This window comes from Pseudomonas sp. S35, from assembly GCF_009866765.1.
Classification (GTDB): Bacteria; Pseudomonadota; Gammaproteobacteria; order Pseudomonadales; family Pseudomonadaceae; genus Aquipseudomonas.
In genome coordinates, this window is the sequence record NZ_CP019431.1 from 4,662,503 (window position 1) to 4,685,595 (window position 23,093).

Below are 23,093 nucleotides of genomic sequence, written 5' to 3' on the forward strand. Positions count from 1 at the left end.
CGCCCGGAGTGCTGACAATAAAGGGGATAACCCCATAAACATCTCGCTGAAAGCCGCCCCGCACGGACTCTGTGACGACTTATCCTTTTCACACGATACAGTGAAGATGCGCTTTATGACTCACAGGTCACTCAATTTTCTGCGGTTTGTGCAAAACGCTTCAACAATTAAGCCCCAGAAACGACAACGGCCCGCCCTGTTTCCAGAGCAGGCCGCTTGACTTGACGCCACTTACATCTTGTTGAAAAGGCTCAACTGCGAGACTTTCACGAAGGCCAGTTGCGAGGCTTCGAGCATGGTTTGTTGCAGCGTCAGGTTGATCGCCGCCTCGCCCATGTCGATGTTGGCCAGGGCGCTCATGGTGGACGTGTTGGCCAGGCTGACGCTGGTGTTTGCGCTGGCCTGCACCGTCAGCGCATTTTCCCGCGCACCGATGGAACCCCGCACGTTGTCCACCTGGTCGGCCGAGCTGGTCAGGTTGCTGACGGCGGCGTTCAGGGCGTCCTGAAGCTTGACCCGCGCGCCTGGAATACCGTCGGCCGGTTGTTCCAGTGCCTTGCGCAGTTGCCCCAGGGTATCGAGGGCATTCTGGGTTTTCTGGGTGGTGTTGCCCACCGAAAACTGATCGCCGACGTTCGGTGTACCGCTCAGCTCGAAGGTGACGCCCGCCGCCGTGATCGTGCTCGGGCCCGGCGGCGTGCCAGTGCCAGGGGTGACCACACCATTGTCGACAATCGGCTTGCTGCCTGCGGTATACGGCTGGGCATAGACCTTGTAGGCGGCTGGGTCGGTGTCATCGAACTTGATCAATACGCCGCTGTTGGGAAACGTACTCGAATAATCGGCGGCACTGCTGACGCTGGCGTTGGTCAATTGCGCGCTTGAGGTGTTGCTCGCCGTCCGCGCAATGTTGAACCCATCCGGCTTGGCGCCGAGGCTGAACTCACGCCCCTTGACCAGCGCATCGGCATCGGGCCCTGTAGCACGGTCAGTGAGGTCTACCGTGATATCGAACTTGACGCCACGCAGGTTGACGCTGGCGCTGCCTTCCTTGGTGGAGTCAAACGTCCCGTTACCGGCGACCTGCGAGGTAATGTCGTTATTGTCTTTGTCGGTAATGACGTACTGGGTGCTGCTGGTAAACGTCAGTTTGTACGGCTGGCCGTCGGCGAACTGCTTGGTGTAGTCGGTACCCGACGTCACCAGGCCGCTCGAGATGGCGACCTTGTGGTCGTCAACCAGCGGCGGCGAAATCGCAGGCGCCACCGGCGCAGCAGTAGGCGCGATGTAATTGGACTGGGTGCGACTGGTGTTGACCGCCCCTTCCAGAATGGTCTTGCCGGTATCGCCGGTGCGGACCGTGAGGGTCTCGGAAACCTGCAGGCTCAGTTCGTTCTCGTCGCCCTGATAGCTGTAAGTGCCATCGTTGTTGCGCGAGTAAGGCGGCGTGTCGGTCTTGGAGCCGGAGAACAGGTAATTGCCCGCCGAGTCCTTGCTATTGAGCAAGCCCAGCAGTTGATCCTCAAGCGCGCCCACCTCGACGGAAATGGACTTGCGGTCAGCATCACTGGTCACGCCACCCGCACGCAGCGCCAACTGGCTGCCGGCCTGGATCGTGGTGTTGATCGCATCCAGGATGCTTTCTTCGTTCGTCAGCTTGTTCTGAATGCTGGTGATATTGCCGCTGTACTGCGACAGCATATCTTTCTGCTGCTGCAGCATCAGCAAGCGCTGTGCGGCCACCGGATCATCAGCGGCGGTTTGCACACGCACACCGGAACTGGCCTGCTCCTGGGCCTTGACCACACCGGAATAATTGTTCTGATACTTGCTGGCACTGGTTTCGAAAAACTGCTGTGTAGAAATGCGCATCGTCCCAGACTCCCTTAAAGACTATTGATCAGCGTGCTGAAGGTTTCTTGCGCAGCCTTGATGATCTGCGACGACGCTGTGTAGTACTGCTGGAACTTGATCATGTCGCCCGCTTCTTCATCCAGGTTGACCTGGGAGACGGAGTTGCGCGCGTTCTTGTTGGCCGTCAACAGCGCGTTGGTGGCCGTGGTGTCCGTGGTGGCCGCTGCGGCCTTGGCGCCGACGGTCGAAACCAACTTGCTGTTGGCCCCTACCAGGCTGGTGCCGCCACTGCCGTCGGCGGCCAGGCCCACGGTGGCCTTGGTCTGCAGGTTGAGCAGGGCCTGGGCGTTGCGGTTGTCGGACTTGCCGGAGGCATTGAACGAAAACGTGGTGCTGTCACCGTTGGCCGGCGAACCGCCGACCGTGGTGTCGAAGCTGAAGCTTTTGGCGGGTGACAACAAAACACCGCCGGCATCGCGCATCGGCACGCTGATGCTGATCTTGTTGGTCTGCCCTGGAACGATTGTGCCGGTGCCGATCGGATCGCCTTGGGCGTTACTCAGCGTGTAGGCCTGGGTGCCATCGGCTGCCGGTTTAGCGAAGACCATCGTCACTGGCATCGAATGCTCAATGCCGGTGCGCAGCTGCGCGGTGTCGGCGCCGCCCTGGATATCCAGCGGGAGCGTAAGCGTCGGCGGTGTAAAAGTGCCGGTGCCCTGGTTGGTTTTACCGGCTTCGCCCTGCAACGGCGCGGCAAAGGCAATCTTGCTCGGGTCGCTGAGCACGGTGCCGATTTCCTTGGCGCCGTTGGCCGTCGGGCTGACCTTGAAGCTGTCACCCGCCTGCACGTTTGTGCCGGTTTTGACCGCCAGGGTGAACCCATCGATCACCGGTGGTGGCGTGGCACTCAGGTCATAGGTGCCCATGGCCTTGCCGTCGGAACGCAGCACGGTGACCTTGTTGAGGTTGGTCCCGTCGTTGAAGCTGACCTTGTAATCGAAGTTGGTCAGCTGGCTGCTGTCCTTGATCGTCACGCCCAGGGCGCCATCGCCCAGGTTGCCCTGGGCTGCCTGGCTGCGCAGGGCAACGGAGGCGGCATTGTTGATGTCGGTGAACATCGAGGCACCGAACTCGCCGTTGAGGTCCAGGCCCTGGCCCAACTGGCTGTTGAGGGCATCGGCGGTGACAAGCGCGATGCGCCCCAGGTCATTGATCGCCGGCATCAGTGCATCGCTGCGATAACGCAGCAAGCCGCCGATGCTGCCGCCACTGATCACATTGCCCAAGTCCATGGTCGTACCACCAGGCGCGTTGAGCTGGATCGTGTACTGGCTGGTGTCGCTCTTGCTCGGCACAGCGGAAATGCTGCTGGCCTGATCACCCAACACGAGGGACTGGCCACTGCCGGTGCTGACGCTGAACACACCGTTCTTTTCCGTGGCGGTCACGCCGATCAACTCATTGAGCGAGCGCACGGCCTCGGCCCGGGAGTCCAGCAGGTTGGCCGGGGTGGTGTTGGACGAGCCCTGCACCTGGGCGATCTGCTTGTTGAGGGACGCAATCGACGAGGTCAATTGGTTGACCTGATCGCTCATCGAGCTCAACTGACTGTTAATGGTTTCTTTCTGCTGGCTCAACTGGCTGGAGATGGTGTTGAACCGGTTGGTCAGCGTCTGGGCGTTCGTCAGCAAAATCTGGCGGGCCGAGGCGTCGTTCGGACTGGCCGAGGCGGTCTGCACCGCCGCGAAGAATGAGCTGAGCACGGCGGACATGCCCGTGGTCTTGTCCGACAGCGTCTTGTCGACCGCACTGATCTGGTCCAGGTAAGCCTTGGCATCGCTGTTGAGCGAGGTGCTGTTCTGGTAGGCCGTGTCCAGGTATTCGTTGTAGACCCGGCGCACGTCGGCCAGGGTGGTGCCGCTGCCAATGAACACGCCGCCGTACTGGTTCGACGCGTTCGCGCTCTGGGTGGTCTGCTGACGCGAATAGCCCGCGGTATTGGCGTTGGCAATGTTGTTACTCAAGACCGACAACGATCCTTGAGCGGCGTTAAGCCCCGACATCCCGATGTTGAGCAAACTCATGGTTCAGACCTTATAAATGAGTGGTCGCGCCAGCGGCAGCGTAATTCTGGTAACTGTTCATCGTTTTTGCGATCTGCGAAATCTTGCTGGCGTAGGCCGGGTCGGTGGCGTAACCGGCTTTTTGCAACTCGCGCACAAACTGTTCCGGGTTGTCGGCCGACTTCACTACTTCTTTATAGCGATCATTGCTTTGCAGCAATGTCACGAGGTCGTGGAAGCTGTCCTGGTAGGAATCGTAGGAACGGAACTGCGCCGTTTCCTTGACCATCGCCCCATCGCGAAACTCGCTGGTGATCGCGCGTGCCTGGCCGCCCTGCCAACTCTGGCCGGCCTTGATGCCAAACAGGTTGTGGCTGCTGCTGCCGTCTTCGGCGCGCATCACCGATTTGCCCCAGCCGGTTTCCAGGGCGGCCTGGGCCACCAGGTACTTCGGATCGACACCAATACGCGCCGCAGCCGCCTTGGCCATCGGCAACATGGTGGCGACAAATTCATCCTGCGAACTGAACGCTTTCTTCGCCGGCGCCAAGGGCGGCTGGGCCACCGCGCGGCTGTAGACCTGCATACGCTCGCTAGGCACCGCAAAACTGCGTGTGGTGCTGTTGATCACGTTGTCATCGGCCGCGCTGTTACGTAGCGGCGCGGCCTTGGCGTCGGTCGCCACCTGGGTGCTCGGCACGATGCCGGCGAGCAGGCGATCGGTCAGTTTGCTCGGCAAGGCGATACGGCGCTGGTTCATCAGTTCCATGTCGTTGCTGTGGGCCGCAGTGGCGCCGGCCTGGGGCTCCGCCACGCGGTAGGCCCACAACGGACGCTGGCCATTGGAGCGACCCAACGGCCCCTCGGCCTGGGTACCGGCTGCAATCTCGGTCGGCATATCGACTTTCTTCGTCGGTTCGGCAGCCGCCGGGCCTTGCAAGGTGGCCGCAGCAGCGTCCACCGGCTTGTTCTTCTGCATCTGGCGCATCAGCACGTCAGCCAGGCCGATACCACCGCCCTCGCGCGACATCGACACCGCCAGTTGCTGGTCGTACATCTCCTGGTACTGCTTGGCCGCCGGGGTGTTCATCGGGTTGTCTTTGCCCAGGGCCTCGGTGGCCGAACGCATCGACTTGAGCATCTCGCTCAAGAACAGCGACTCGAACTCCTGCGCCACTTTGCGCATGTTGCCTTCGCTGTTCTTGTCGTCGCCAACCTTGAGCTGGTTAAGCCGGTTCAAGTCGGAGTAAGACCCCGAGTCCGCCGTGCTGCTGATCCCGCTCTTGCGCATATCCATGGCCATGGCCTCAGATCACGATCAGGTCGGCTTGCAAGGCGCCGGCCTGTTTCAGGGCTTCGAGGATCGCCATCAAGTCGCCAGGGGCAGCGCCTACCTGGTTCACTGCGCGGACAATCTCATCCAGGGTGGTGCCGGGGCCGAACTTGAACATCGGCTTGGCTTCCTGTTCGGCATTGACCCGCGAGCGCGGCACGACCGCCGTCTGGCCATTGGACAACGGCCCAGGCTGACTGACGATCGGGTCTTCGGTGATGGTCACGGTCAGGCTGCCGTGGGTCACTGCGGCCGGCGACACCTTGACGTTCTGACCGATCACGATGGTACCGGTGCGCGAGTTGATGATGACTTTGGCCACCGCCTGGCCTGGGTCGACTTCAAGGTTTTCCAGGATCGACAGGTAATCCACGCGCTGGCTTGGGTCCAGCGGCGCCGTAACGCGGATCGAACCGCCGTCAATGGCCTGGGCCACGCCAGGGCCGAGCATGTCGTTGATCTTGTCGACCACGCGTTTGGCGGTGGTGAAGTCGGAGCGGTTGAGGTTCAAGGTCAGGCTGTTGCCCTGGTTGAAACCGCTGGGCACGGTACGTTCCACCGTGGCACCACCAGGAATCCGCCCGGCCGAGGGCACGTTGACGGTGATCTTCGAACCGTCACGACCTTCGGCGTCAAACCCGCCCACCACCAGGTTGCCCTGGGCGATGGCGTAGACGTTACCGTCGATACCTTTGAGCGGCGTCATCAGCAAGGTGCCACCGCGCAGGCTTTTGGAGTTACCGATGGACGACACGGTGATGTCCACCACCTGGCCCGGCTTGGAGAACGCCGGCAAGTCAGCACTGATGGACACCGCCGCAACGTTTTTGAGCTGCACGTTGCCCGAACCCGCCGGCACCTTGATGCCAAACTGCGAGAGCATGTTATTGAAGGTCTGCAGGGTGAACGGGGTCTGGGTGGTCTGGTCACCCGTACCGTTGAGCCCCACCACCAGGCCGTAGCCGATCAACTGGTTGGAACGCACGCCAGAGATGCTGGCGATGTCTTTCAGGCGCTCGGCCTGGGCGACAGCGCTTAACGAAAGCAAGAGTGCGGCCGCCATCAGCTGTTTGAGTTTCAAAGTGGCCACCTAGAAAGGGAACAGCGGGCTAAGGAAGAAACGGTCGAGCCAGCCCGGCTGGCTCGCATCAGCAAAGGCGCCGGTACCGGAATACGTAATGCGTGCATCGGCAATCCGCGTAGAAGGCACCGTGTTGTCGGTGGAGATATCATCGGCGCGGACCATGCCGGCAATGCGTACCAACTCGTCACCGGTGTTGAGGGTCATCCACTTCTCGCCGCGCACGGCAATGATGCCGTTGGGCAATACGTCAGCGACCGTCACGGTGATCGAACCGGTCAGGCTGTTGCCCTGCCCTGCGGCACTCTTGCCATCGGTGGCGCGGCTGCCGCTGTAGCCGGCATTCAAGGTCAGGTCCCCGTCGCTCAACGGGTTATTGACGTTGGGCACTGCGCCAAACAACGAGGTCAAGCCAAGACTGGCGGTACTGTTCTTGCCCACTTGGGAGTTGGCGTTCTTGCTGGCCTGGGTCCGCTCGTTCAGGGTGATGGTGATGATGTCACCGACCCGGAACGCCTTGCGGTCGCTGTACAGGTTCTGCTCAAAACCGGCCTGGTAGATCGAGCCATTGTTGGCCGCCGCCGGCAACGGCGTGCGCGGCAACACCGGCGCGTAGTACGGGTCATTGGGTTTTGGCGTCGGGGCGACACAGCCCGCGAGCACGGCAATCCCACTCAATGCCAAAACGGAAACATAGCGATTCATGACCCATACCTCACGGTGTTGCAGGCGCCCTCAAGAGCGCCCCATAGACTTGATTACAGATTCTGCGTTACGAACGAAAGCATCTGGTCGGCGGTGGAAATCACCTTGGAGTTCATCTCGTAGGCGCGTTGAGTGGTGATCATGTTGACCATCTCCTCCACGGTGCTCACGTTGGAGGTTTCCAGGGTGCTTTGCAGCGTGGTACCGAAACCGTTCAGGCCAGGGGTGCCGATTTGCGGCGCGCCGCTGGAGGCGGTTTCCAGGAACAGGTTGTTACCCATTGCCTGCAAGCCGGCCGGGTTGATGAAGTCGGCGGTCTGCAGGTTGCCGATCACTTGCGACGCCGGGTTGCCAGCAACGGTGATGGACACGGTGCCGTCGTTGCCGACAGTGAAGGTCTTGGCATCGGCTGGCACGATCACGGCCGGCTCCAGGGCGAAACCGTTGGCAGTGACGATCTGGCCGTTGGAGTCCAGGTGGAAGGTACCGTCACGGGTGTAGGACGTGGTGCCATCCGGTTGCAGGATCTGGAAGAAGCCACGGCCGTTGATGGCCATGTCCAGCGGCTGGCCGGTCTGTTGCAGGTTACCGGCGCTGAAGTTCTTCTGCGTACCGACAATCGCCACACCCGTACCCAGTTGCAGGCCCGACGGCAGTTCGCTGTCCTGGGTCGACTGGGCGCCCGGTTGCTTCTTGATCTGATAGAGCAAGTCCTGGAACTCGGCGCGATCACGTTTGAAACCTGTGGTCGACACGTTTGCCAGGTTGTTGGAAATGGTGGTCAGGTTGGTGTCCTGGGCGGACAGACCTGTTTTGGCAACCCATAGAGCCGGAAGCATGCTGTTCTCCTATCCGCGCCTGTTTGTTGGCGCTGCGTTGCACATTAATTAGTGGGCTTCAATCAGCTCATCTGCATGACGCGTGTCATGGCCTGATCGTCTTCCTTGGCGCTGTTCATCATCTTGATGTGCAGCTCGAACTGTTTGGAAAGCGCCAGCACCGCGGTCATTTCTTCCACGGCATTGACGTTGCTCGCCTGCAGGAAGCCCGAGGTCAGCTTGACGCTCGCATCGACCACGGCCGGCTGGCCATCCTTGGTGTGGATGGTGCCGTCGAGGCCTTTATTCATATTCTTGAGGTCCGGCTGGACCAGCTTGATCCGGTCCACTTCAGCCATCACCCGCGGGCCTTCGCCCATAGCGCGGATGCTGATGGTGCCGTCGGAGCCGACTTCGATTTTCTGCTGGGGCGGCACGGCAATCGGGCCACCATTGCCCATGATCGGCATGCCGTTGCCGGCACGCAGCACGCCCAATGCATCGACGTTCATGCTGGCGCTGCGCACGTAGGCTTCGCTGCCGTCCGGGGTCTGCACCGCCATCCAGCCGTCGCCGCTGACGGCCACGTCCAGGTCACGGCCGGTCTCGATCATCGCGCCAGGCGTGAAGTCAGTGGCTGGACGCTCGGTCAAGGCAAACGCCCGCGCCGGAAAGCTGTCGCCGAACACCGGCATCGAACGCGCCTGCTCCAGGTCACGCTGAAAACCGTTGGTGGAAATGTTCGCCAAGTTGTTGGCATGGGCCTTCTGCGCCAGTGCATTCTGGCTGGCGCCGGTCATTGCCACATAAAGGTACTTGTCCACACTCTTTCCTCTTTCTGACGCAGGCTTGCCGCCCACCGCTGTACTGATGAGGCTTAAGCAATTTGCGAACCAACTTTGTGAAACAGGATGAAATGCAGACGGGACGGGGGTTTGCGCGTAGGTGTCGGGAAATGTGCGCTGGGTGATAGTCGAAAAAACGGCGGACTACTGCCGCCTGCGGCAAGAGGTGGTCTCATTGGCGACAACGATCAAATGTGGGAGCGGGCTTGCTCGCTCCCACATTTTGACCCAGTGGTGTCAGGTAGTTACTTGTCGGCCTTGAGAATCTCGTAGTCCCGCAACTTATTGGCAATCGTGGTGTGGGAAACACCGAGCCGCTTGCCCAACTGGCGACTGCTGGGATGCTCCGTATACAGGCTCTCCAACACCGCCTTCTCGAACCGCCCGACAATCGACTCCAGACCGCCCTCCAGGGAAAAATCGCCAAGCGGCTGCCGCACACCATAATCGGGCAAGCGAATATGCTCGGCCTTGACGGTCCCGCCTTCGCACAATGACACCGCCTGGAACAGCACGTTTTCCAACTGCCGCACATTGCCCGGCCAGTGGTAGTGGCTCAAACGCTCCATCGCCGCCGGCGCCAGCTTGGGCAGCGGGCAGCCGATCTGCCGGCTGGCTTGATCAAGAAAGTGCTCGACCAACGGCGCCAACCCATCGAGGCATTCGCGAAGCGGCGGGATATGCAACGACAGCACATTGAGGCGGTGATAGAGATCCTGGCGGAACTCACCACGGGCGCAGAGCTCGGACAAGTCCACCTGGGTCGAACAGATCACCCGCACATCCAGGTACACCTCTTCATCGCTGCCCACTCGGCGAAAGCAACCGTCTTGCAGGAAGCGCAGTAATTTCACCTGTAAACGCGCACTCATTTCCCCCACACCATCGAGAAACAACGTACCGCCCGCCGTCAGCTCCAACAGGCCGAGCTTGCCTTCGGCCCGCGCGCCCTCGAAGGCGCCGGGACCATAACCAAACAGCTCGGTCTCGGCCATCGACTCAGGCAACCCCGCACAATTAAGCGCCATCAGCGGCGATTGCCCGCGGGGGCTGGCCAGGTGGCAGGCGCGAGCTAGCAGTTCCTTGCCGGTGCCGGTTTCACCTTCTATTAATAGCGGCGCGTCCAGCGGCGCCATGCGCCGGGCTTCACGCACCACTGCCGCCATCACTTTGGAGCTTTGGAAGATGCTGTCAAAGCCGCGCAGTTCCTGCTTGCGCACGTTGTAGATACGCTCACCCACCCGGTCGGCGCGGTGCAGGGTCAGCACGGCACCGGCCATCGCTTCGCTGTCATCGTGCTCGGACGATTGCAGCGGCGCGATGTCCGCCAGGAATACGTCGCCCATGACCTTGACCCGCAGGCCATTGATCCGCGACTTGCTCGCGCGCACCAACTGCGGCAAGTCGAAATCCTCGGCGTAGCGCGACAGCGCAATACCCGGCACCTCGTCCACACGCACCCCGAGCAACTGCGCCGCCGCACGGTTGGCAGCAACGATGGAGCCGCCCATGTCGATGGACAGCACCGGAAACTCCAAGGCACCCAACAAGGCATTGAGCTCCATATGCCGCCGCTCGCTGGGCATCAGCCCTACCCGCTTAACCCCAAATACCCCGGCAATCGCCTCGAACTGCGGGCGCAGCGCCTGGAACTGCATGTTCACCAGGTTCGGGCAAAACAGGTAGATGGCATTGCCATGCTCCCCGCCGACCTCGCCCTTGGCGACGTTGACGCCGTACTCCACCAACAGGTTGAGGATGTCCCGCAGGATGCCGATGCGGTTCTGGCAGTGCACTTTGATACGCATGAAAGGGCCCGAACAGTGGGTAGGCGCCGCGTCTTTTTGTCGCTGGGCGCAGATACTCGTCAAGATTATGTGACAGAGCGCGGGCTTTTCACAGCCCATTACCGCGACCAACCCCAGACCCGTAACGATTACTTTACGAAAGTCAGTTGCTTTTCCTACAACCCTGGGCCGCAGGCGGATGAAATCTTGCCCCGTGAGGGTTATCAATAGGTTCATCATCGCAGGACATAACAAGAACGAATGCCTAGCAGGAGAGCCGTATGAAGCAAACGCACTACGTGGCCCGCGAGCCCGATGCGCAAGGTTTTATCCACTACTCGCCAGAAGAACACGCCGTGTGGAACACCCTGATCACGCGCCAGTTGAAAGTGATCGAGGGCCGCGCCTGCCAGGAATACCTGGACGGCATCGACAAGCTCGGCCTGCCGCTGGATCGCATTCCGCAATTGGGCGAAATCAACCAAGTGTTGGCCGAGACCACCGGCTGGCAAGTTGCCCGCGTCCCCGCACTGATTCCCTTCCAGACCTTCTTTGAACTGCTCGCCAACAAGCAATTTCCGGTGGCGACGTTTATTCGTACCCGCGAAGAACTGGACTACCTGCAAGAGCCGGATATTTTCCACGAGATCTTTGGCCACTGCCCCTTGCTGACCAACCCTTGGTTCGCCGAATTCACTCACACCTATGGCAAGCTCGGCCTGGCGGCCACTAAGGAGCAACGGGTGTACCTGGCGCGCCTGTACTGGATGACCATCGAGTTTGGCCTGGTGGATACGCCCGCAGGTCGACGCATCTACGGTGGCGGGATTTTGTCGTCACCCAAGGAAAGCGTGTACTGCCTGTCGGACGCGCCTGAACATCAAGCGTTCGACCCGCTGGAGGCGATGCGCACGCCGTATCGCATCGACATCCTGCAACCGCTCTATTTCGTGCTGCCCGAGCTCAAGCGCCTGTTCGACGTGGCGCAGGAAGACATCATGGGCATGGTCGAGCGCGGTATGCAGCTTGGCTTGCACACCCCCAAATTTCCGCCCAAACCAAAGGCTGCTTGAACTGCGTCTTTTAAGGCCAGGTGAGTCTGTTCCCTGGCCCCGCGTTGCTTTAGGGTGACGCCACTGACCTTCACCTATTCGAATTCAGGACACCGACCATGACCACCTTGAACCAAGCCCACTGCGAAGCTTGCCGCGCCGATGCCCCGCAAGTCAGCGACGAAGAACTGCCGGTACTGATCAAGCAGATCCCCGACTGGAACATCGAAGTGCGCGATGGCGTGATGCAGCTGGAAAAGGTTTTCCTGTTCAAGAACTTCAAATTCGCCCTGGCGTTTACCAATGCAATGGGTGAAATCTCTGAGGCCGAAGGCCATCACCCAGGCCTGCTCACCGAATGGGGCAAAGTCACCGTGACCTGGTGGAGCCACTCGATCAAGGGCCTGCACCGCAACGACTTCATCATGGCCGCACGCACCGACGACGTGGCCAAGGACGCCGAGGGCCGCAAGTAATGCATTTCGATGCCATTGGCCGCGTACCCGGCGACCCGATCCTCGGGTTGATGGACCTGTATGCCCAGGACACCAACCCGAACAAGTTCGACCTCGGCGTGGGCGTTTATAAGGACGACCAGGGCCTGACGCCGATTCCGCACGCCGTGAAGCTGGCCGAACAGCGCCTGGTCGATACCCAGGCCACCAAAACCTACATCGGCGGCCACGGCAATACCCGTTTTGGCGCGTTGATCAGCGAGCTGGTGCTCGGCGCCGACTCCCGCCTGATCCAGGAGCGGCGTGCGGGCGCAACCCAAACCCCAGGCGGCACGGGTGCCCTGCGTTTGAGCGCCGACTTTATCGCCCACAGCCTGCCGGGCCGTGGCGTGTGGCTGAGCAACCCGACCTGGCCGATCCACGAAAGCATCTTCGCCAAGGCCGGGCTCAAGGTCAGCCACTATCCGTACGTGGGCACCGACAATCGCCTGGATGTGGCGGCGATGTTGGCCACTCTTTCCACGGTGCCCCAGGGCGACGTGGTCCTGCTGCACGCCTGCTGCCACAACCCCACCGGTTTCGACCTGTCCCAGGACGACTGGCGCCAGGTGCTGCAGATCGTGCGCGAGCGCCGACTGCTGCCACTGATCGACTTTGCCTACCAGGGCTTCGGCGACGGCCTGGAGCAGGACGCCTGGGCGGTGCGCTTGTTTGCTGCAGAACTGCCGGAAGTGCTGGTCACCAGCTCCTGCTCGAAGAACTTCGGCCTGTACAGCGACCGGGTCGGCGCATTGATCGTATGTGCGGCAGATGCGGAAAAACTCACGGACGTGCGCAGCCAACTGGCGAATATCGCGCGCAACCTGTGGTCGACGCCGCCGGATCATGGTGCGGCTGTCGTGGCGACCATCCTTGGGGATGCCGAGCTCAAGGCACTGTGGAGCGGCGAAGTCGAAGCCATGCGCTCACGGATCGCGCAGTTGCGTTCCGGGCTGGTGGAGGCGCTGGCGCCCCATGGGCTGGCTGAGCAGTTTGCGCATATCGGCGCGCAACGCGGGATGTTTTCCTACACCGGCTTGAGTGCCGAACAGGTCAAGCAACTGCGTGAGAAGCACAGTGTGTACATGGTCAGTTCGGGGCGGGCGAATGTGGCCGGGGCGGATGCGACGCGATTGGCGTTGCTGGCCCTGGCTATCGCTGACGTCTCCAGCTGAAAATAACGGGACTCATTGTGGGAGGGGGCTTGCCCCCTCCCACATTTTGACCGAGCACCCCCTTCAGCCTGCGACCATCTCGGCCTTGAGCAGCGCCTCTTTCGCCTGCGCATCCGCCAACCGATATAACTCGATCTGCCCATCCCAGTGCTCGATCAACGCCGTGCACGACTCCACCCAATCCCCGCAATTGAGGTAATCCACCTCGCCCACCTTGCGAATCTCGGCATGGTGAATATGCCCACACACCACGCCATGCAATTCGCGCTTGGTCACTTCGTGGGCGATGGCTTCTTCGAAATCGCTGATAAAGCTCACGGCGGTTTTGACCTTGTGCTTCAGGTACGCCGACAGCGACCAATAACCATAGCCGTACCGCGCTCGCCAGTGGTTCAACCAGCGGTTCAGGGTGAGGGTGAACTCATAGGCCGAGTCGCCGAGGAAGGCGAGCCAGCGGTGATAACGGGTGATCACGTCAAACTGATCGCCGTGGATCACCAGCAAATGCCGGCCATCGGCGGTCACGTGCACGGCCTCATCGACCAATTGGATATTGCCCAGGATCAACTTGGAATAGCGCCGCAGGAACTCGTCGTGATTACCGGTGACGTAGATCACCTCGGTGCCGCGCTTGGCCATGGTCAGCAGACGGCGGATGACGTTGGTGTGGGCTTGGGGCCAATACATGCCGCCGCGCATTTTCCAGCCGTCGATGATATCGCCGACCAGGTACACCTTGTCGGCGTGGTAGCCCTTGAGAAATTGCGACAAATGTTCGGCCTGGCAATCCCGGGTGCCCAGGTGCACATCGGAAATCCACAGGGTACGCACGCGTTGCTTACGGCTGGGTTTGGTGAACTCGGCACTGGTCATGGGCATCCCTCGACGCTGTTTTCGCGAGCTTGCGCCACGGCGATTAATAGCCCATGACAGCGGCGCGTCAGTCTGATGACAACGCGTGCGGCCGCGAAGCGTTGTAGACTGGCGACCTGCATAGGAGACAGCGATGGGACCGAGCCTCACGCTACGCCACTACCTCGAAGCGCCCATCGACCACAGCCATGACCATGCGCAGTTGGTGTTCGGCCTGTCCGGTCACCTGGACCTGGAAGTCGATGGCCGTGGCAGCCAGGTGCGTGAAAGCAGCGTGATGGTGCTGCCCTTCTGCGCCCATCATGCCTGCGGCAGCCGCGATGGCAGCCGCTGCCTGGTACTGGATGTGCCCACCGAGCACTGGGTAGTGCAATCTTTGGGCGAGCACGCCGATGCCAGCCGCCGCCTGCTCGACCAACCGACGCGCCTGGCCTTGGATTCGCGGCAACACCAACTGGTGCAATGGCTGGCCCACAGCCCGGTGGATGACCCGCTGATCGTGCAGCAGGGCGCGGTGCTGTTGCTGGCCAGCCTCAATCACTCGCTGCCCCAACCGGTGCCCGGCCGGCGCCTGCCGTACGCGGCGTTCAATGCGCATATCGAACGGCACGTCGCCCATCCGCTGCAGGTCGCCGACCTGGCGCGGATCGCCGATCTGTCGGTGGCGCGCCTGCACGCGCGCTTTGTCGCCGAATGCGGGCAAACGCCCATGGATTACATCCGCAGCCGTCGTTTGCAACTGGCCTTGAACCTGCTGCGCGAGACGCCGCTGCCCATCGGTGAAATCGCCGAGCGTGTCGGCTACACCTCCCAAAGCGCCTTTGCCGCCGCCATGTTGCGCGAGTTTGGCGCATCACCTGGGGCATTGCGCCGCGTAACGTAGGAAGAGTCTTGCGCTAAAAATCGCGAGCTGCGCGACAGACGCCCATACCCGCAGCCTCTAGACTGCGATTCTGTCACCCCGTTGGTTCAAGGATCGCAATGACTCCCCGCTCAGCCCTCGGCGCCCTGCATATCGGCGCACTGATGTTTGGCCTTACCGGCGTATTCGGCAAGCTGGCGGCCGCCTCGCCGGCCATTATCGTATTCGGTCGCGCCGCGTTTGCCGTGATCGCATTGGCAGTGTTTGCGCGCTTCGCCAGCAACGCCCCGTGGAAAACCCTGGAGCTGCGCGACTGGAAACGCCTGTTGGTCAGCGGCGTGCTACTGGCGGCGCATTGGGTGACGTTCTTCATGGCGGTCAAAGTGGCTGGCGTGGCCGTCGCCACCCTCGGCTTTACGGCCTTTCCGGCGTTTACCGTGATCCTTGAAGGGCTGATCTTCCGCGAACGCATTCGCGCCAATGAAGTGGTGCTGGTGGCGCTCGTCACCGTTGGCCTGGTGTTGGTGACGCCGGACTTCAACCTGGCCAGCGCCGCCACCGGCGGCCTGCTCTGGGGTATCGCCTCGGGGCTGCTGTTCTCGTTGTTGTCGCTGAATAACCGCGCCAGTTCCGGGCGCATTCCCGCCGTACAGGCAGCGCTGTGCCAGAACGTCGTGGTCGCGGCGTGCCTGTTGCCCGTCGCCGCGCCGGGGCTGGCCGATGTGCGGGCGCTGGACTGGTTGTGGATCGGCCTGCTCGGCGTGTTCTGCACCGGCCTGGCCCACAGCCTGTTTGTCGCCAGCCTTGCGGTGATCAAGGCGCGTACCGCCTCGGTGGTATTTGCCATGGAGCCGGTCTACGGCATCACGGTTGCCTGGCTGCTGTTTGCCGAAACGCCGACGCTGCGCATGCTGCTGGGGGGCGCGCTGATCATCGTCGCCATTGTGCTCTCGGGGCTGATGGGCAGCGCCAGCCAGGCCAAACAGCCGACTGCAACGGCCTGATCTATACTTTAAACATCCGCAACAGTCTGTAGTCGTTCAACGGATAACTGACAGCTCGACGACAGCCGTGGTGTTCTTTGCAGTTGCTGCAAGCGAGTGGTCACTCCTTAAACGCGATGCAGGGGTTTCATCATGGAAATGTTTATCAGCTTGCTGGTTCAGATCATCAGCGGTGTCATCGGCGGCAACTTGGCCGGCATGACCAAACAAAGCCTGGGGACCGGGCTCAACACCATGCTGGGCGGTATCGGCGGGCTCGTGCTGGGCCAGGTCGCAGCGGCGCTGACGGGTACCTCGGGCGGCGAGGCGCTGGATGTGGCGGCGGTCGGCAGCAATATTGTCGGCGGTGGCGTCGGTGGCCTGGTGCTGACGTGGGTCGTGGGCTTCGTCAAAAGCAAAATGGCCGCCAAGTAGCGGCCCCCATCAGTCACCGCCAGCCGATGGCGGTGACCTTCACTGCGTGCGGTCGTTGTGCCCCAGGTCACGCTGCGGGTCGATCTGATCGCGTACGCGCTGCTTGAGCACCTTGGCTTCCGGGAAGCCACCATCAGCCTTGCGCTCCCAGATCTGCACGCCATCGCAGGTGATGCGAAATGCTCCGCCAGTCGCCGGTTCCAGCGACACTTTGCCAAGGTCTTCGGCAAACGTACTCAACAGTTCCTGGGCCAGCCACGCGGCGCGCAGCAACCACTGGCATTGCGTGCAATACGTGATGACGATCTCGGGTTTGCTGACGGACATCATTTGACAAATTCCTGGCATGACGAGGGATGGGGATCGAGTGGCTATAATACCGGCCTTTATCGCCCAGCCTTGAGATTCCTGATGCGCCGCCTGCTGTCCTGCCTGTTCCTCTGCCTGATCCCCCTGCTAGCAGACGCCGTTGAACCGCCACGGCCGAAAATCGGCCTGGTGCTGTCCGGCGGTGCCGCCCGTGGCCTGGCGCATATTGGTGTGCTCAAGGCCCTGGAGGAACAGGGTATCCATATCGACGCCATCGCCGGCACCAGCATGGGCGCGGTGATCGGCGGGCTATATGCCTCGGGTTACAAGATCGACGAACTGGAAAAGCTCGCGCTGAGTATCGACTGGCAGCAAGCGTTGTCCGACGCGCCGCCGCGTGAAGACGTGCCGTTTCGGCGCAAGCAGGATGACCGGGATTTCCTGGTCAAACAGAAACTCAGCTTTCGCGATGACGGCAGCCTCGGCCTGCCGCTTGGGGTGATCCAGGGCCAGAACCTGGCGCTGCTACTGGAAAGCATGTTCGCCCACAGCAGCAACACGCGCAATTTCGACAAACTGCCGATCCCCTTCCGCGCCGTGGCCACCGATATCACCACCGGCGAAAAGGTAGTGTTCAGCAAGGGCCACCTGCCCCAGGTGATCCGCGCCAGCATGTCGATCCCGGCGGTGTTCGCCCCCGTGGAGCTGGATGGGCGCCTGCTGGTGGATGGCGGCATGACCGATAACATCCCACTGGATGTGGCGCGGGAGATGGGCGTGGACATCGCCATCGTGGTCGACATCGGCACACCGTTGCGCTCGCGCAAGCAACTGGCGACCGTGGTGGATGTGCTCAACCAGTCCATTACCCTGATGACCCGGCGCAACTCCGAAGAACAGCTCAAGGCCCTCAACCCCAAGGACGTGCTGATCCAGCCGCCCCTGGCCGCCTACGGCGTGACCGATTTCGGCCGTGCCAAGGACATGATCGACGCCGGCTACCGCGCCACCCGTGCCCTCGACCTGCGCCTGGCCCATTTGCGCCCCGCCGAACCGGTCGACCCCGAATTGGTGGCTGCGCGTACGCCGGGCGAGCGTACCCCGGTGATCACCGCGATCAAGCTGGAGAACGACTCGAAAGTCAGCGACGACGTGATCCGCTACTACATCCGCCAACCCCTGGGCGAACCCTTGAACCTTGGCCGCCTGCAAACCGATATGGGCACCCTCTACGGCCTGGACTATTTCGAACAGGTCCAATACCGCGTGGTGAAAAAGGGCCAGGACAACACCCTGGTGATCAGCGCACGCGGCAAGCGCAGCGGCACCGACTACCTGCGCCTGGGCTTGAACCTATCGGACGATATGCGCGGCGACAGCGCCTTCAACCTCGGCGCCAGCTACCGCATGAACGGCATCAACCGCCTCGGCGCCGAGTGGCTGACGCGCGTGCAGATCGGTGACCGGCAGGAGTTGTACAGCGAGTTCTACCAACCGATGGATGCGGGCTCACGCTACTTCATCGCGCCCTACCTCAGTGCCCAGGCGCAGAACGTCGAGCTGATCCTGGACAACGATCCCATCTCCGAATACCGCCTGGAACGTTATGGTTTCGGTCTGAACGTGGGGCGCCAGATCGGCAACAGTGGTGAGATTCGCTTCGGGGTCGGCGAAGCCTGGGGCAAGGCGGATGTGCGCATTGGCGACCGCGACCTGCCGAGCGTGAGCTTCAGCGAAGGCTTCTATGAGCTCAAATATTCCTTCGACTCGTTGGATAACGTGTACTTCCCGCACTCCGGCGAGGACATCGGCCTGGCGTACCGCGAGTTCGAACCAGGATTGGGCTCGGACCAGCGCTACCGGCAATGGGAGTTCAAGCTGGACAAAGCCATGAGCCATGGCCCGGACACCCTGGTACTGGGTGGTCGCTACGGGCGCACCCTGGATGATTCGGACGTGGTGATTTCCAGCTTTCTGCTGGGCGGTGCACGGCAGTTGTCGGGTTTCCGCCAGGATGCGATTTCCGGACAGAACATCAGCTTGATGCGCGCGGTGTACTACCGCCGGCTGACGCCGCGCTCTTACCTGCCGCTGGATTTCCCGTTGTATATGGGCGCGTCCCTGGAGCGGGGCCGGGCCTGGAACAACGACAATGAATTCGACAGCGGCTACATCAACGCTGCGAGTATTTTCCTGGGGTTTGATACGCCGCTGGGGCCGCTGAATTTCAGCTACGGGTTCAATGACGACAATCAGAAGGCGGTGTACTTGAACCTGGGGCAGACGTTTTGACGCTACGCTGAACCCGTGCTGAAGCGCTGAATTGTGGTGAGCGGGCCCGCTCACCACAGCAAGCCAGCCGGGCATAATCAGCGTTTAGATCAGGACTTTTCCAGATTCGCCAGGATGTGACCATGCACCCGCATGCACACACTCAAATCGGCTTCGTCCACACCCACGAACAGCTCGTGGCGCAGGGCCGTGGCGATGGTTTCAATCTGTTCGATCAGCGGCCGGGCGGTGTCACACAGCAGGATGCGTTTGGCGCGACGATCTTCCACCACCGCCTGACGTTGCACCAGGCCCTGACCTTCCAGGCTGTCGAGCAACCGAGCCAGGGTCGGCCCTTCGACGCCAACACTTTGTGCCAGCTCACGCTGAGTGGGTGCTTCTTCAAAACGGGCCAGGTGCAACAACACCAGCCAGCGCGCCTGGGACAAGCCAAGCCCCGCCAGGCGGCGGTCAAGCTCGGCGCGCCAACCCCGGGACATTTGCGCCAGTTGCATGCCAAAACGGTGTTGATCGGTTAACGGCATAAAAAACTCATGTTTTAGACTGAAAAGAGAGTATGGCTAATTATTAGTCAGCTAAGCATGAGCAATGCCCGTAGGCAAGAGTTGCTATGTACTGATTCGTTACATTGTCGTAATTGGCACACTAAATTTCGAATTCAGACTGCAAGGCGGCCCGTACGCAGTACAAAACGCCCTCAGGAACACGCCCGGTAAACAGTGGTGCGATCTCGGCAACGGGTGGCAACTCGCCTTCTCCGTCGAGGAACGCATCCTGGATTTCACCAAGCAAATCTTCCGGCAAATCAAGGGCCTGCTCCAGAGACAACTGCTGCTGGCCGATGGATTCGGCGAGCAAGGTGTAGACGTTTTTCTCCGAGCATTGCAGTTGGCCGGCGATCTGGATCGGGGTCATGCCAGCGCGTGCGAGACTGATCAGTTCGTGGCGAATATCGGCAATTTCCTTCGGTGCGTCGGCCTGGCCGCCGAGCACTTCGAGGAACGCCTGGCCATAACGCTCCAGCTTGCGCGCACCGACGCCGCTGACCCGCGCCATCTCGGCCATGGTGGTGGGCTGCTCGCGCAGCATTTCCAGCAAGGTGGAGTCGGGGAAAATAACGTAGGGCGGCACGCTGTGTTCCTGGGCCAGTTTGCGTCGCAGGGTACGCAGCGCTTCCCACTGTTCGCGTTCCTCGCCCCGTACAAGCTGGCTGGCCTGGCTGGTGCTGGTCTTGGCGGTGGTCTGTGGCTTGAGGTCACGGCGCAACTCCAGGCTCACCTCACCCTTGAGCAGCGCACGGCAACTGTCGTTCAGCCGCAGCCCGCCGTAGCCTTCGATATCGATGTCCACCAGGCCGCGCGCGACCATCTGCCGGAACAGCGAACGCCACTCGCCCTCGGCGCGGGCTTTACCAACACCGTAGACCGAGAGTTTTTCGTGGCCGAAGCTGCGGACTTTCTCGTTGTCCTTGCCCAGCAACACATCCACCAGGTGGCCCACGCCATAACGCTGGCCGGTGCGGTAGATGGTCGACAGTGCCTGACGCGCGGGCTCGGTGGCGTCCCAGGTCTGCACGCCATCGATGCAGTTGTCACAGTGACCGCACGGCTGCGGCATGTCTTCGTCGAAATACGCCAGCAAGGTCTGGCGACGGCAGCGGGTCTCTTCGCACAGCGAGAGCATGGCGTCGAGTTTGTGCTGCTCCAGTCGCTTGTGGCGCTCATCGCCTTCGGAGTTCTGCAACATCTGCTTGAGCATGACCACGTCCTGCAGGCCGTAGACCATCCAGGCATCCGCCGGCAGGCCATCACGGCCGGCACGTCCGGTCTCCTGGTAGTACGCCTCAAGGGACTTGGGCAAATCCATATGGGCCACGAAACGCACGTTGGATTTGTCGATGCCCATGCCGAACGCGATGGTTGCCACCATGATCAGGCCTTCCTCATTGAGGAAGCGCTTCTGGTGGGCCGAGCGCGTTTCGTTGGGCAGGCCGGCATGGTATGGCAGCGCCGGGTAGCCCTGTTCACAGAGGAACGCGGCCACTTCATCGACCTTCTTGCGCGACAGGCAATAGACGATGCCGGCATCGCTGCGGCGCTCGGAGAGGAACGCCAGCAACTGTTTGCGCGGCTGCTCCTTGGGCACGATACGGTAGAAGATATTCGGGCGGTCGAAACTCGACAGGAAACGCTCGGCGTTCTGCAGGTGCAGGCGCTCGACGATTTCTTCGCGGGTGCGCTTGTCGGCGGTGGCTGTCAGGGCGATACGCGGAACGTCGGGGAAGAGTTCGGCCAATTGACCCAACTGCAAATATTCGCGCCGGAAATCATGGCCCCATTGCGAGACGCAATGCGCCTCATCGATGGCGAACAGGGCAATTTCCAGACTCTGCAAGAAGGCCAGCATGCGCGGCTGCACCAGGCGTTCGGGGGCCAGGTAGAGCATCTTCACCTCACCGCGCTTGATACGTGCGGCCAAGTCGCGCTGCTGCTCAGCACTAAGGGTGGAGTTCAGCGCGGCGGCGGCGACACCAAGTTCTTCCAGGGTCGCCACCTGGTCATCCATCAATGCGATCAGCGGTGACACCACCACCGCCAGCCCGTTGCGCAGCAACGAAGGCACCTGGAAGCACAACGATTTGCCGCCACCGGTAGGCATCAGTACCAGGGCATCGCCGCCGCTGGCCACGCGCTCAATGATCGCACCCTGGCGGCCACGAAAACTGTCGTAGCCGAAGATGTCCTTGAGGACGCGTTGAGCCTGATCGAGCATGTATAACTCCAACAAAATAGTGCCGAAATCCCTCTGTACAGGCTGGCCGAAAAAAACGAGTACACGAAAAATAATCCGTAAGCGAAGTTTTCTCGGCCTGGCGCTTGGCCTGCAGGGGCATCACAAAACGCGGCAGTATACCCGAGCGTCATCTGCCAAAGGGCGCCACTGACGAATTGCTGCCCGCCTCCAAAGCTGGCAAATATGCATGCCGACTGGCTTGGGCGCGCAAGAAGGCCTAGAATTCAGCATCGTTTATTCCCAAGGTAGTCCTTCAATGTCCTTCGCTGAGCAACTAACCCGCCTGCAAGCCTTCCTCGACGCCGACGAGCTGCATGACGAGGCGCTGGACTACGTGGCCGCCCACGGCTACCTGACCGCCCTTTCGATCTGCGCCGAAGTCGTACCCGACCGTGAGTGGATCGACGCGCTTTTCGCCGAAGAGCCGCACTACGCCGACGCTGCCCAGCGCGAAGAAATCGAAGCCACCCTGCTGGCCCTCAAAGCCCACATCGGTCGCCAACTGGCGTCCGACGAGGAATTCGAGCTGCCGTGCGAGCTGGACCTGGGCGAAGAGCCGGACGATTCCGACCTGCGCGGCTGGTGCATTGGCTTCATGGAAGGCGTGTTCCTGCGCGAAGCCGCCTGGTTCGAAACCGCCGAGGAAGAAGTCAGCGAAATGCTGCTGCCGATCATGGTCGGTTCGGGCCTGTTCGACGACCAGCCGGAATTTTCCGACATCGCCGCCGACGCCAACCTGATGGACGACATGATCGTACAGATCCCGGAAGCCCTGACCGCCCTGTACCTGCTGTGCAACGCCCCTGACGAAAAACCGGCAATCCTCAAGCCACGTCACCACTGAGTCGCTTGCCCGTGACACCCATGGGCAATCGCTCGCTCCTCCTGCGCTACGCACTGCTGGCCATCGGCTGGTTGAGCGTGGCGCTAGGGGTGATCGGCATTTTCCTACCGGTATTGCCGACCACACCCTTCCTCCTGCTCGCCGCTGCCTGCTTCGCCCGCAGCTCCCCGCGCTTCTACCACTGGCTGGTGGAACACCCGCGCCTGGGCCCCTGGATTCGTGACTATCTGGACGGCAACGGCATCCCGCTCAAAGGCAAGGTCTACGCCATCGGCTTGATGTGGCTGAGCATCGGCCTGTCCTGTTACCTGGTGCCGCTGCCCTGGGCACGAGGGTTCATGCTGACCAGTGCGGTGCTGGTGACGATCTACATCGTGCGCCAGAAAACCCTGCCGCCACGCTGAACGCCTCCCTGCGACATTAGATCCCACACGACCTTGGTCGACACTGACTAACCCCGGCCATCATGCGAGACTGTCCAACCGGGCCTGGAAT

General features: G+C 61.4%; 21 protein-coding genes. 9 read left to right on the top strand and 12 right to left on the bottom strand.

Annotated features, from left to right (window positions below):
• Positions 1 to 231: 231 nt before the first annotated feature.
• The 8 genes from PspS35_RS20805 to PspS35_RS20840 form a co-directional block, all read right to left on the bottom strand.
• Entirely contained in the window at positions 232 to 1,872 is a 1,641-nt protein-coding gene (locus PspS35_RS20805; RefSeq protein WP_159936605.1) for a flagellar hook-associated protein 3, read from the bottom strand.
• 14 nt (positions 1,873 to 1,886) lie between these two features.
• Entirely contained in the window at positions 1,887 to 3,938 is a 2,052-nt protein-coding gene (flgK, locus tag PspS35_RS20810) for a flagellar hook-associated protein FlgK (RefSeq protein WP_159936606.1), read from the bottom strand.
• Positions 3,939 to 3,948: 10 nt separating this feature from the next.
• Positions 3,949 to 5,220 carry a flagellar assembly peptidoglycan hydrolase FlgJ gene (gene flgJ, locus PspS35_RS20815; protein ID WP_159936607.1) on the bottom strand — a complete coding sequence of 424 codons (1,272 nt, stop codon included), beginning with the start codon at positions 5,218 to 5,220 and terminating at the stop codon, positions 3,949 to 3,951.
• A 4-nt stretch (positions 5,221 to 5,224) separates the two neighbouring features.
• Positions 5,225 to 6,313 (bottom strand): flagellar basal body P-ring protein FlgI, encoded by a 1,089-nt coding sequence (locus PspS35_RS20820; protein ID WP_163011924.1) that lies wholly within the window; start codon positions 6,311 to 6,313, stop codon positions 5,225 to 5,227.
• A 27-nt stretch (positions 6,314 to 6,340) separates the two neighbouring features.
• On the bottom strand, positions 6,341 to 7,036 hold the full coding sequence (gene flgH, locus PspS35_RS20825; protein WP_122513433.1) for a flagellar basal body L-ring protein FlgH: 696 nt from the start codon (positions 7,034 to 7,036) through the stop codon (positions 6,341 to 6,343).
• 53 nt (positions 7,037 to 7,089) lie between these two features.
• On the bottom strand, positions 7,090 to 7,875 hold the full coding sequence (flgG, locus tag PspS35_RS20830) for a flagellar basal-body rod protein FlgG (protein WP_076952969.1): 786 nt from the start codon (positions 7,873 to 7,875) through the stop codon (positions 7,090 to 7,092).
• Positions 7,876 to 7,937: 62 nt separating this feature from the next.
• A complete protein-coding gene (locus PspS35_RS20835) occupies positions 7,938 to 8,678 on the bottom strand; it encodes a flagellar basal body rod protein FlgF (protein WP_159936608.1) in 741 nt (246 codons plus the stop codon).
• Positions 8,679 to 8,944: 266 nt separating this feature from the next.
• Positions 8,945 to 10,507 carry a sigma-54-dependent transcriptional regulator gene (locus tag PspS35_RS20840; RefSeq protein ID WP_159936609.1) on the bottom strand — a complete coding sequence of 521 codons (1,563 nt, stop codon included), beginning with the start codon at positions 10,505 to 10,507 and terminating at the stop codon, positions 8,945 to 8,947.
• A 260-nt stretch (positions 10,508 to 10,767) separates the two neighbouring features.
• Here PspS35_RS20840 and phhA point away from each other — a divergent pair, with 260 nt between their 5' ends.
• The 3 genes from phhA (at position 10,768) to PspS35_RS20855 (ending at position 13,207) form a co-directional block, all read left to right on the top strand.
• Positions 10,768 to 11,559, top strand: coding sequence for a phenylalanine 4-monooxygenase (gene phhA, locus PspS35_RS20845; RefSeq protein ID WP_159936610.1), 792 nt, complete (start codon positions 10,768 to 10,770; stop codon positions 11,557 to 11,559).
• Between the two features lie 98 nt (positions 11,560 to 11,657).
• The gene (locus PspS35_RS20850; RefSeq protein WP_105523117.1) at positions 11,658 to 12,014 is read left to right on the top strand and encodes a 4a-hydroxytetrahydrobiopterin dehydratase; all 357 of its coding nucleotides are present in this window, start codon (positions 11,658 to 11,660) and stop codon (positions 12,012 to 12,014) included.
• On the top strand, positions 12,014 to 13,207 hold the full coding sequence (locus tag PspS35_RS20855; protein WP_159936611.1) for an amino acid aminotransferase: 1,194 nt from the start codon (positions 12,014 to 12,016) through the stop codon (positions 13,205 to 13,207). The genes PspS35_RS20850 and PspS35_RS20855 overlap by 1 nt, the downstream gene beginning before the upstream one ends.
• A gap of 63 nt (positions 13,208 to 13,270) precedes the next feature.
• Here the strand turns inward: PspS35_RS20855 and PspS35_RS20860 are convergent, their stop codons facing one another.
• Positions 13,271 to 14,080 carry a UDP-2,3-diacylglucosamine diphosphatase gene (locus tag PspS35_RS20860; RefSeq protein WP_159936612.1) on the bottom strand — a complete coding sequence of 270 codons (810 nt, stop codon included), beginning with the start codon at positions 14,078 to 14,080 and terminating at the stop codon, positions 13,271 to 13,273.
• 133 nt (positions 14,081 to 14,213) lie between these two features.
• Here PspS35_RS20860 and PspS35_RS20865 point away from each other — a divergent pair, with 133 nt between their 5' ends.
• The 3 genes from PspS35_RS20865 (at position 14,214) to PspS35_RS20875 (ending at position 16,360) form a co-directional block, all read left to right on the top strand.
• Positions 14,214 to 14,963 carry a helix-turn-helix domain-containing protein gene (locus PspS35_RS20865; protein ID WP_159936613.1) on the top strand — a complete coding sequence of 250 codons (750 nt, stop codon included), beginning with the start codon at positions 14,214 to 14,216 and terminating at the stop codon, positions 14,961 to 14,963.
• Between the two features lie 98 nt (positions 14,964 to 15,061).
• Positions 15,062 to 15,946: a DMT family transporter gene (locus PspS35_RS20870; protein WP_159936614.1), complete on the top strand. Its 885-nt coding sequence runs from the start codon at positions 15,062 to 15,064 to the stop codon at positions 15,944 to 15,946.
• A gap of 132 nt (positions 15,947 to 16,078) precedes the next feature.
• Positions 16,079 to 16,360 carry a hypothetical protein gene (locus PspS35_RS20875; RefSeq protein ID WP_159936615.1) on the top strand — a complete coding sequence of 94 codons (282 nt, stop codon included), beginning with the start codon at positions 16,079 to 16,081 and terminating at the stop codon, positions 16,358 to 16,360.
• A gap of 39 nt (positions 16,361 to 16,399) precedes the next feature.
• Here the strand turns inward: PspS35_RS20875 and PspS35_RS20880 are convergent, their stop codons facing one another.
• A complete protein-coding gene (locus tag PspS35_RS20880) occupies positions 16,400 to 16,687 on the bottom strand; it encodes a SelT/SelW/SelH family protein (RefSeq protein WP_159938097.1) in 288 nt (95 codons plus the stop codon).
• A gap of 84 nt (positions 16,688 to 16,771) precedes the next feature.
• Between PspS35_RS20880 and PspS35_RS20885 the strand changes: the two genes are divergently transcribed.
• The gene (locus tag PspS35_RS20885; protein WP_159936616.1) at positions 16,772 to 18,961 is read left to right on the top strand and encodes a patatin-like phospholipase family protein; all 2,190 of its coding nucleotides are present in this window, start codon (positions 16,772 to 16,774) and stop codon (positions 18,959 to 18,961) included.
• A gap of 89 nt (positions 18,962 to 19,050) precedes the next feature.
• Here the strand turns inward: PspS35_RS20885 and PspS35_RS20890 are convergent, their stop codons facing one another.
• Entirely contained in the window at positions 19,051 to 19,485 is a 435-nt protein-coding gene (locus tag PspS35_RS20890; RefSeq protein WP_028617350.1) for a MarR family transcriptional regulator, read from the bottom strand.
• Between the two features lie 121 nt (positions 19,486 to 19,606).
• Positions 19,607 to 21,733 (bottom strand): DNA helicase RecQ, encoded by a 2,127-nt coding sequence (gene recQ, locus PspS35_RS20895; RefSeq protein WP_159936617.1) that lies wholly within the window; start codon positions 21,731 to 21,733, stop codon positions 19,607 to 19,609.
• Positions 21,734 to 22,010: 277 nt separating this feature from the next.
• On the opposite strand from recQ, the gene PspS35_RS20900 reads away from it, so the two are divergent.
• Together PspS35_RS20900 and PspS35_RS20905 are read left to right on the top strand one after the other, a co-directional pair.
• On the top strand, positions 22,011 to 22,598 hold the full coding sequence (locus PspS35_RS20900; RefSeq protein ID WP_159936618.1) for a YecA family protein: 588 nt from the start codon (positions 22,011 to 22,013) through the stop codon (positions 22,596 to 22,598).
• Between the two features lie 20 nt (positions 22,599 to 22,618).
• Complete coding sequence (locus PspS35_RS20905) at positions 22,619 to 23,002, top strand: YbaN family protein (RefSeq protein WP_159936619.1); 384 nt, start codon at positions 22,619 to 22,621, stop codon at positions 23,000 to 23,002.
• Positions 23,003 to 23,093 lie beyond the last annotated feature (91 nt).

Coding starts and splice junctions, on each gene's coding strand:
- PspS35_RS20805 (WP_159936605.1), bottom strand. CDS start 1,872: ATGCGCATTTCTACACAGCAGTTTTTCGAAACCAGTGCCAGCAAGTAT.
- flgK (WP_159936606.1), bottom strand. CDS start 3,938: ATGAGTTTGCTCAACATCGGGATGTCGGGGCTTAACGCCGCTCAAGGA.
- flgJ (WP_159936607.1), bottom strand. CDS start 5,220: ATGGCCATGGATATGCGCAAGAGCGGGATCAGCAGCACGGCGGACTCG.
- PspS35_RS20820 (WP_163011924.1), bottom strand. CDS start 6,313: ATGGCGGCCGCACTCTTGCTTTCGTTAAGCGCTGTCGCCCAGGCCGAG.
- flgH (WP_122513433.1), bottom strand. CDS start 7,036: ATGAATCGCTATGTTTCCGTTTTGGCATTGAGTGGGATTGCCGTGCTC.
- flgG (WP_076952969.1), bottom strand. CDS start 7,875: ATGCTTCCGGCTCTATGGGTTGCCAAAACAGGTCTGTCCGCCCAGGAC.
- PspS35_RS20840 (WP_159936609.1), bottom strand. CDS start 10,507: ATGCGTATCAAAGTGCACTGCCAGAACCGCATCGGCATCCTGCGGGAC.
- phhA (WP_159936610.1), top strand. CDS start 10,768: ATGAAGCAAACGCACTACGTGGCCCGCGAGCCCGATGCGCAAGGTTTT.
- PspS35_RS20850 (WP_105523117.1), top strand. CDS start 11,658: ATGACCACCTTGAACCAAGCCCACTGCGAAGCTTGCCGCGCCGATGCC.
- PspS35_RS20855 (WP_159936611.1), top strand. CDS start 12,014: ATGCATTTCGATGCCATTGGCCGCGTACCCGGCGACCCGATCCTCGGG.
- PspS35_RS20860 (WP_159936612.1), bottom strand. CDS start 14,080: ATGACCAGTGCCGAGTTCACCAAACCCAGCCGTAAGCAACGCGTGCGT.
- PspS35_RS20865 (WP_159936613.1), top strand. CDS start 14,214: ATGGGACCGAGCCTCACGCTACGCCACTACCTCGAAGCGCCCATCGAC.
- PspS35_RS20870 (WP_159936614.1), top strand. CDS start 15,062: ATGACTCCCCGCTCAGCCCTCGGCGCCCTGCATATCGGCGCACTGATG.
- PspS35_RS20875 (WP_159936615.1), top strand. CDS start 16,079: ATGGAAATGTTTATCAGCTTGCTGGTTCAGATCATCAGCGGTGTCATC.
- PspS35_RS20880 (WP_159938097.1), bottom strand. CDS start 16,687: ATGTCCGTCAGCAAACCCGAGATCGTCATCACGTATTGCACGCAATGC.
- PspS35_RS20885 (WP_159936616.1), top strand. CDS start 16,772: ATGCGCCGCCTGCTGTCCTGCCTGTTCCTCTGCCTGATCCCCCTGCTA.
- PspS35_RS20890 (WP_028617350.1), bottom strand. CDS start 19,485: ATGCCGTTAACCGATCAACACCGTTTTGGCATGCAACTGGCGCAAATG.
- recQ (WP_159936617.1), bottom strand. CDS start 21,733: ATGCTCGATCAGGCTCAACGCGTCCTCAAGGACATCTTCGGCTACGAC.
- PspS35_RS20900 (WP_159936618.1), top strand. CDS start 22,011: ATGTCCTTCGCTGAGCAACTAACCCGCCTGCAAGCCTTCCTCGACGCC.
- PspS35_RS20905 (WP_159936619.1), top strand. CDS start 22,619: ATGGGCAATCGCTCGCTCCTCCTGCGCTACGCACTGCTGGCCATCGGC.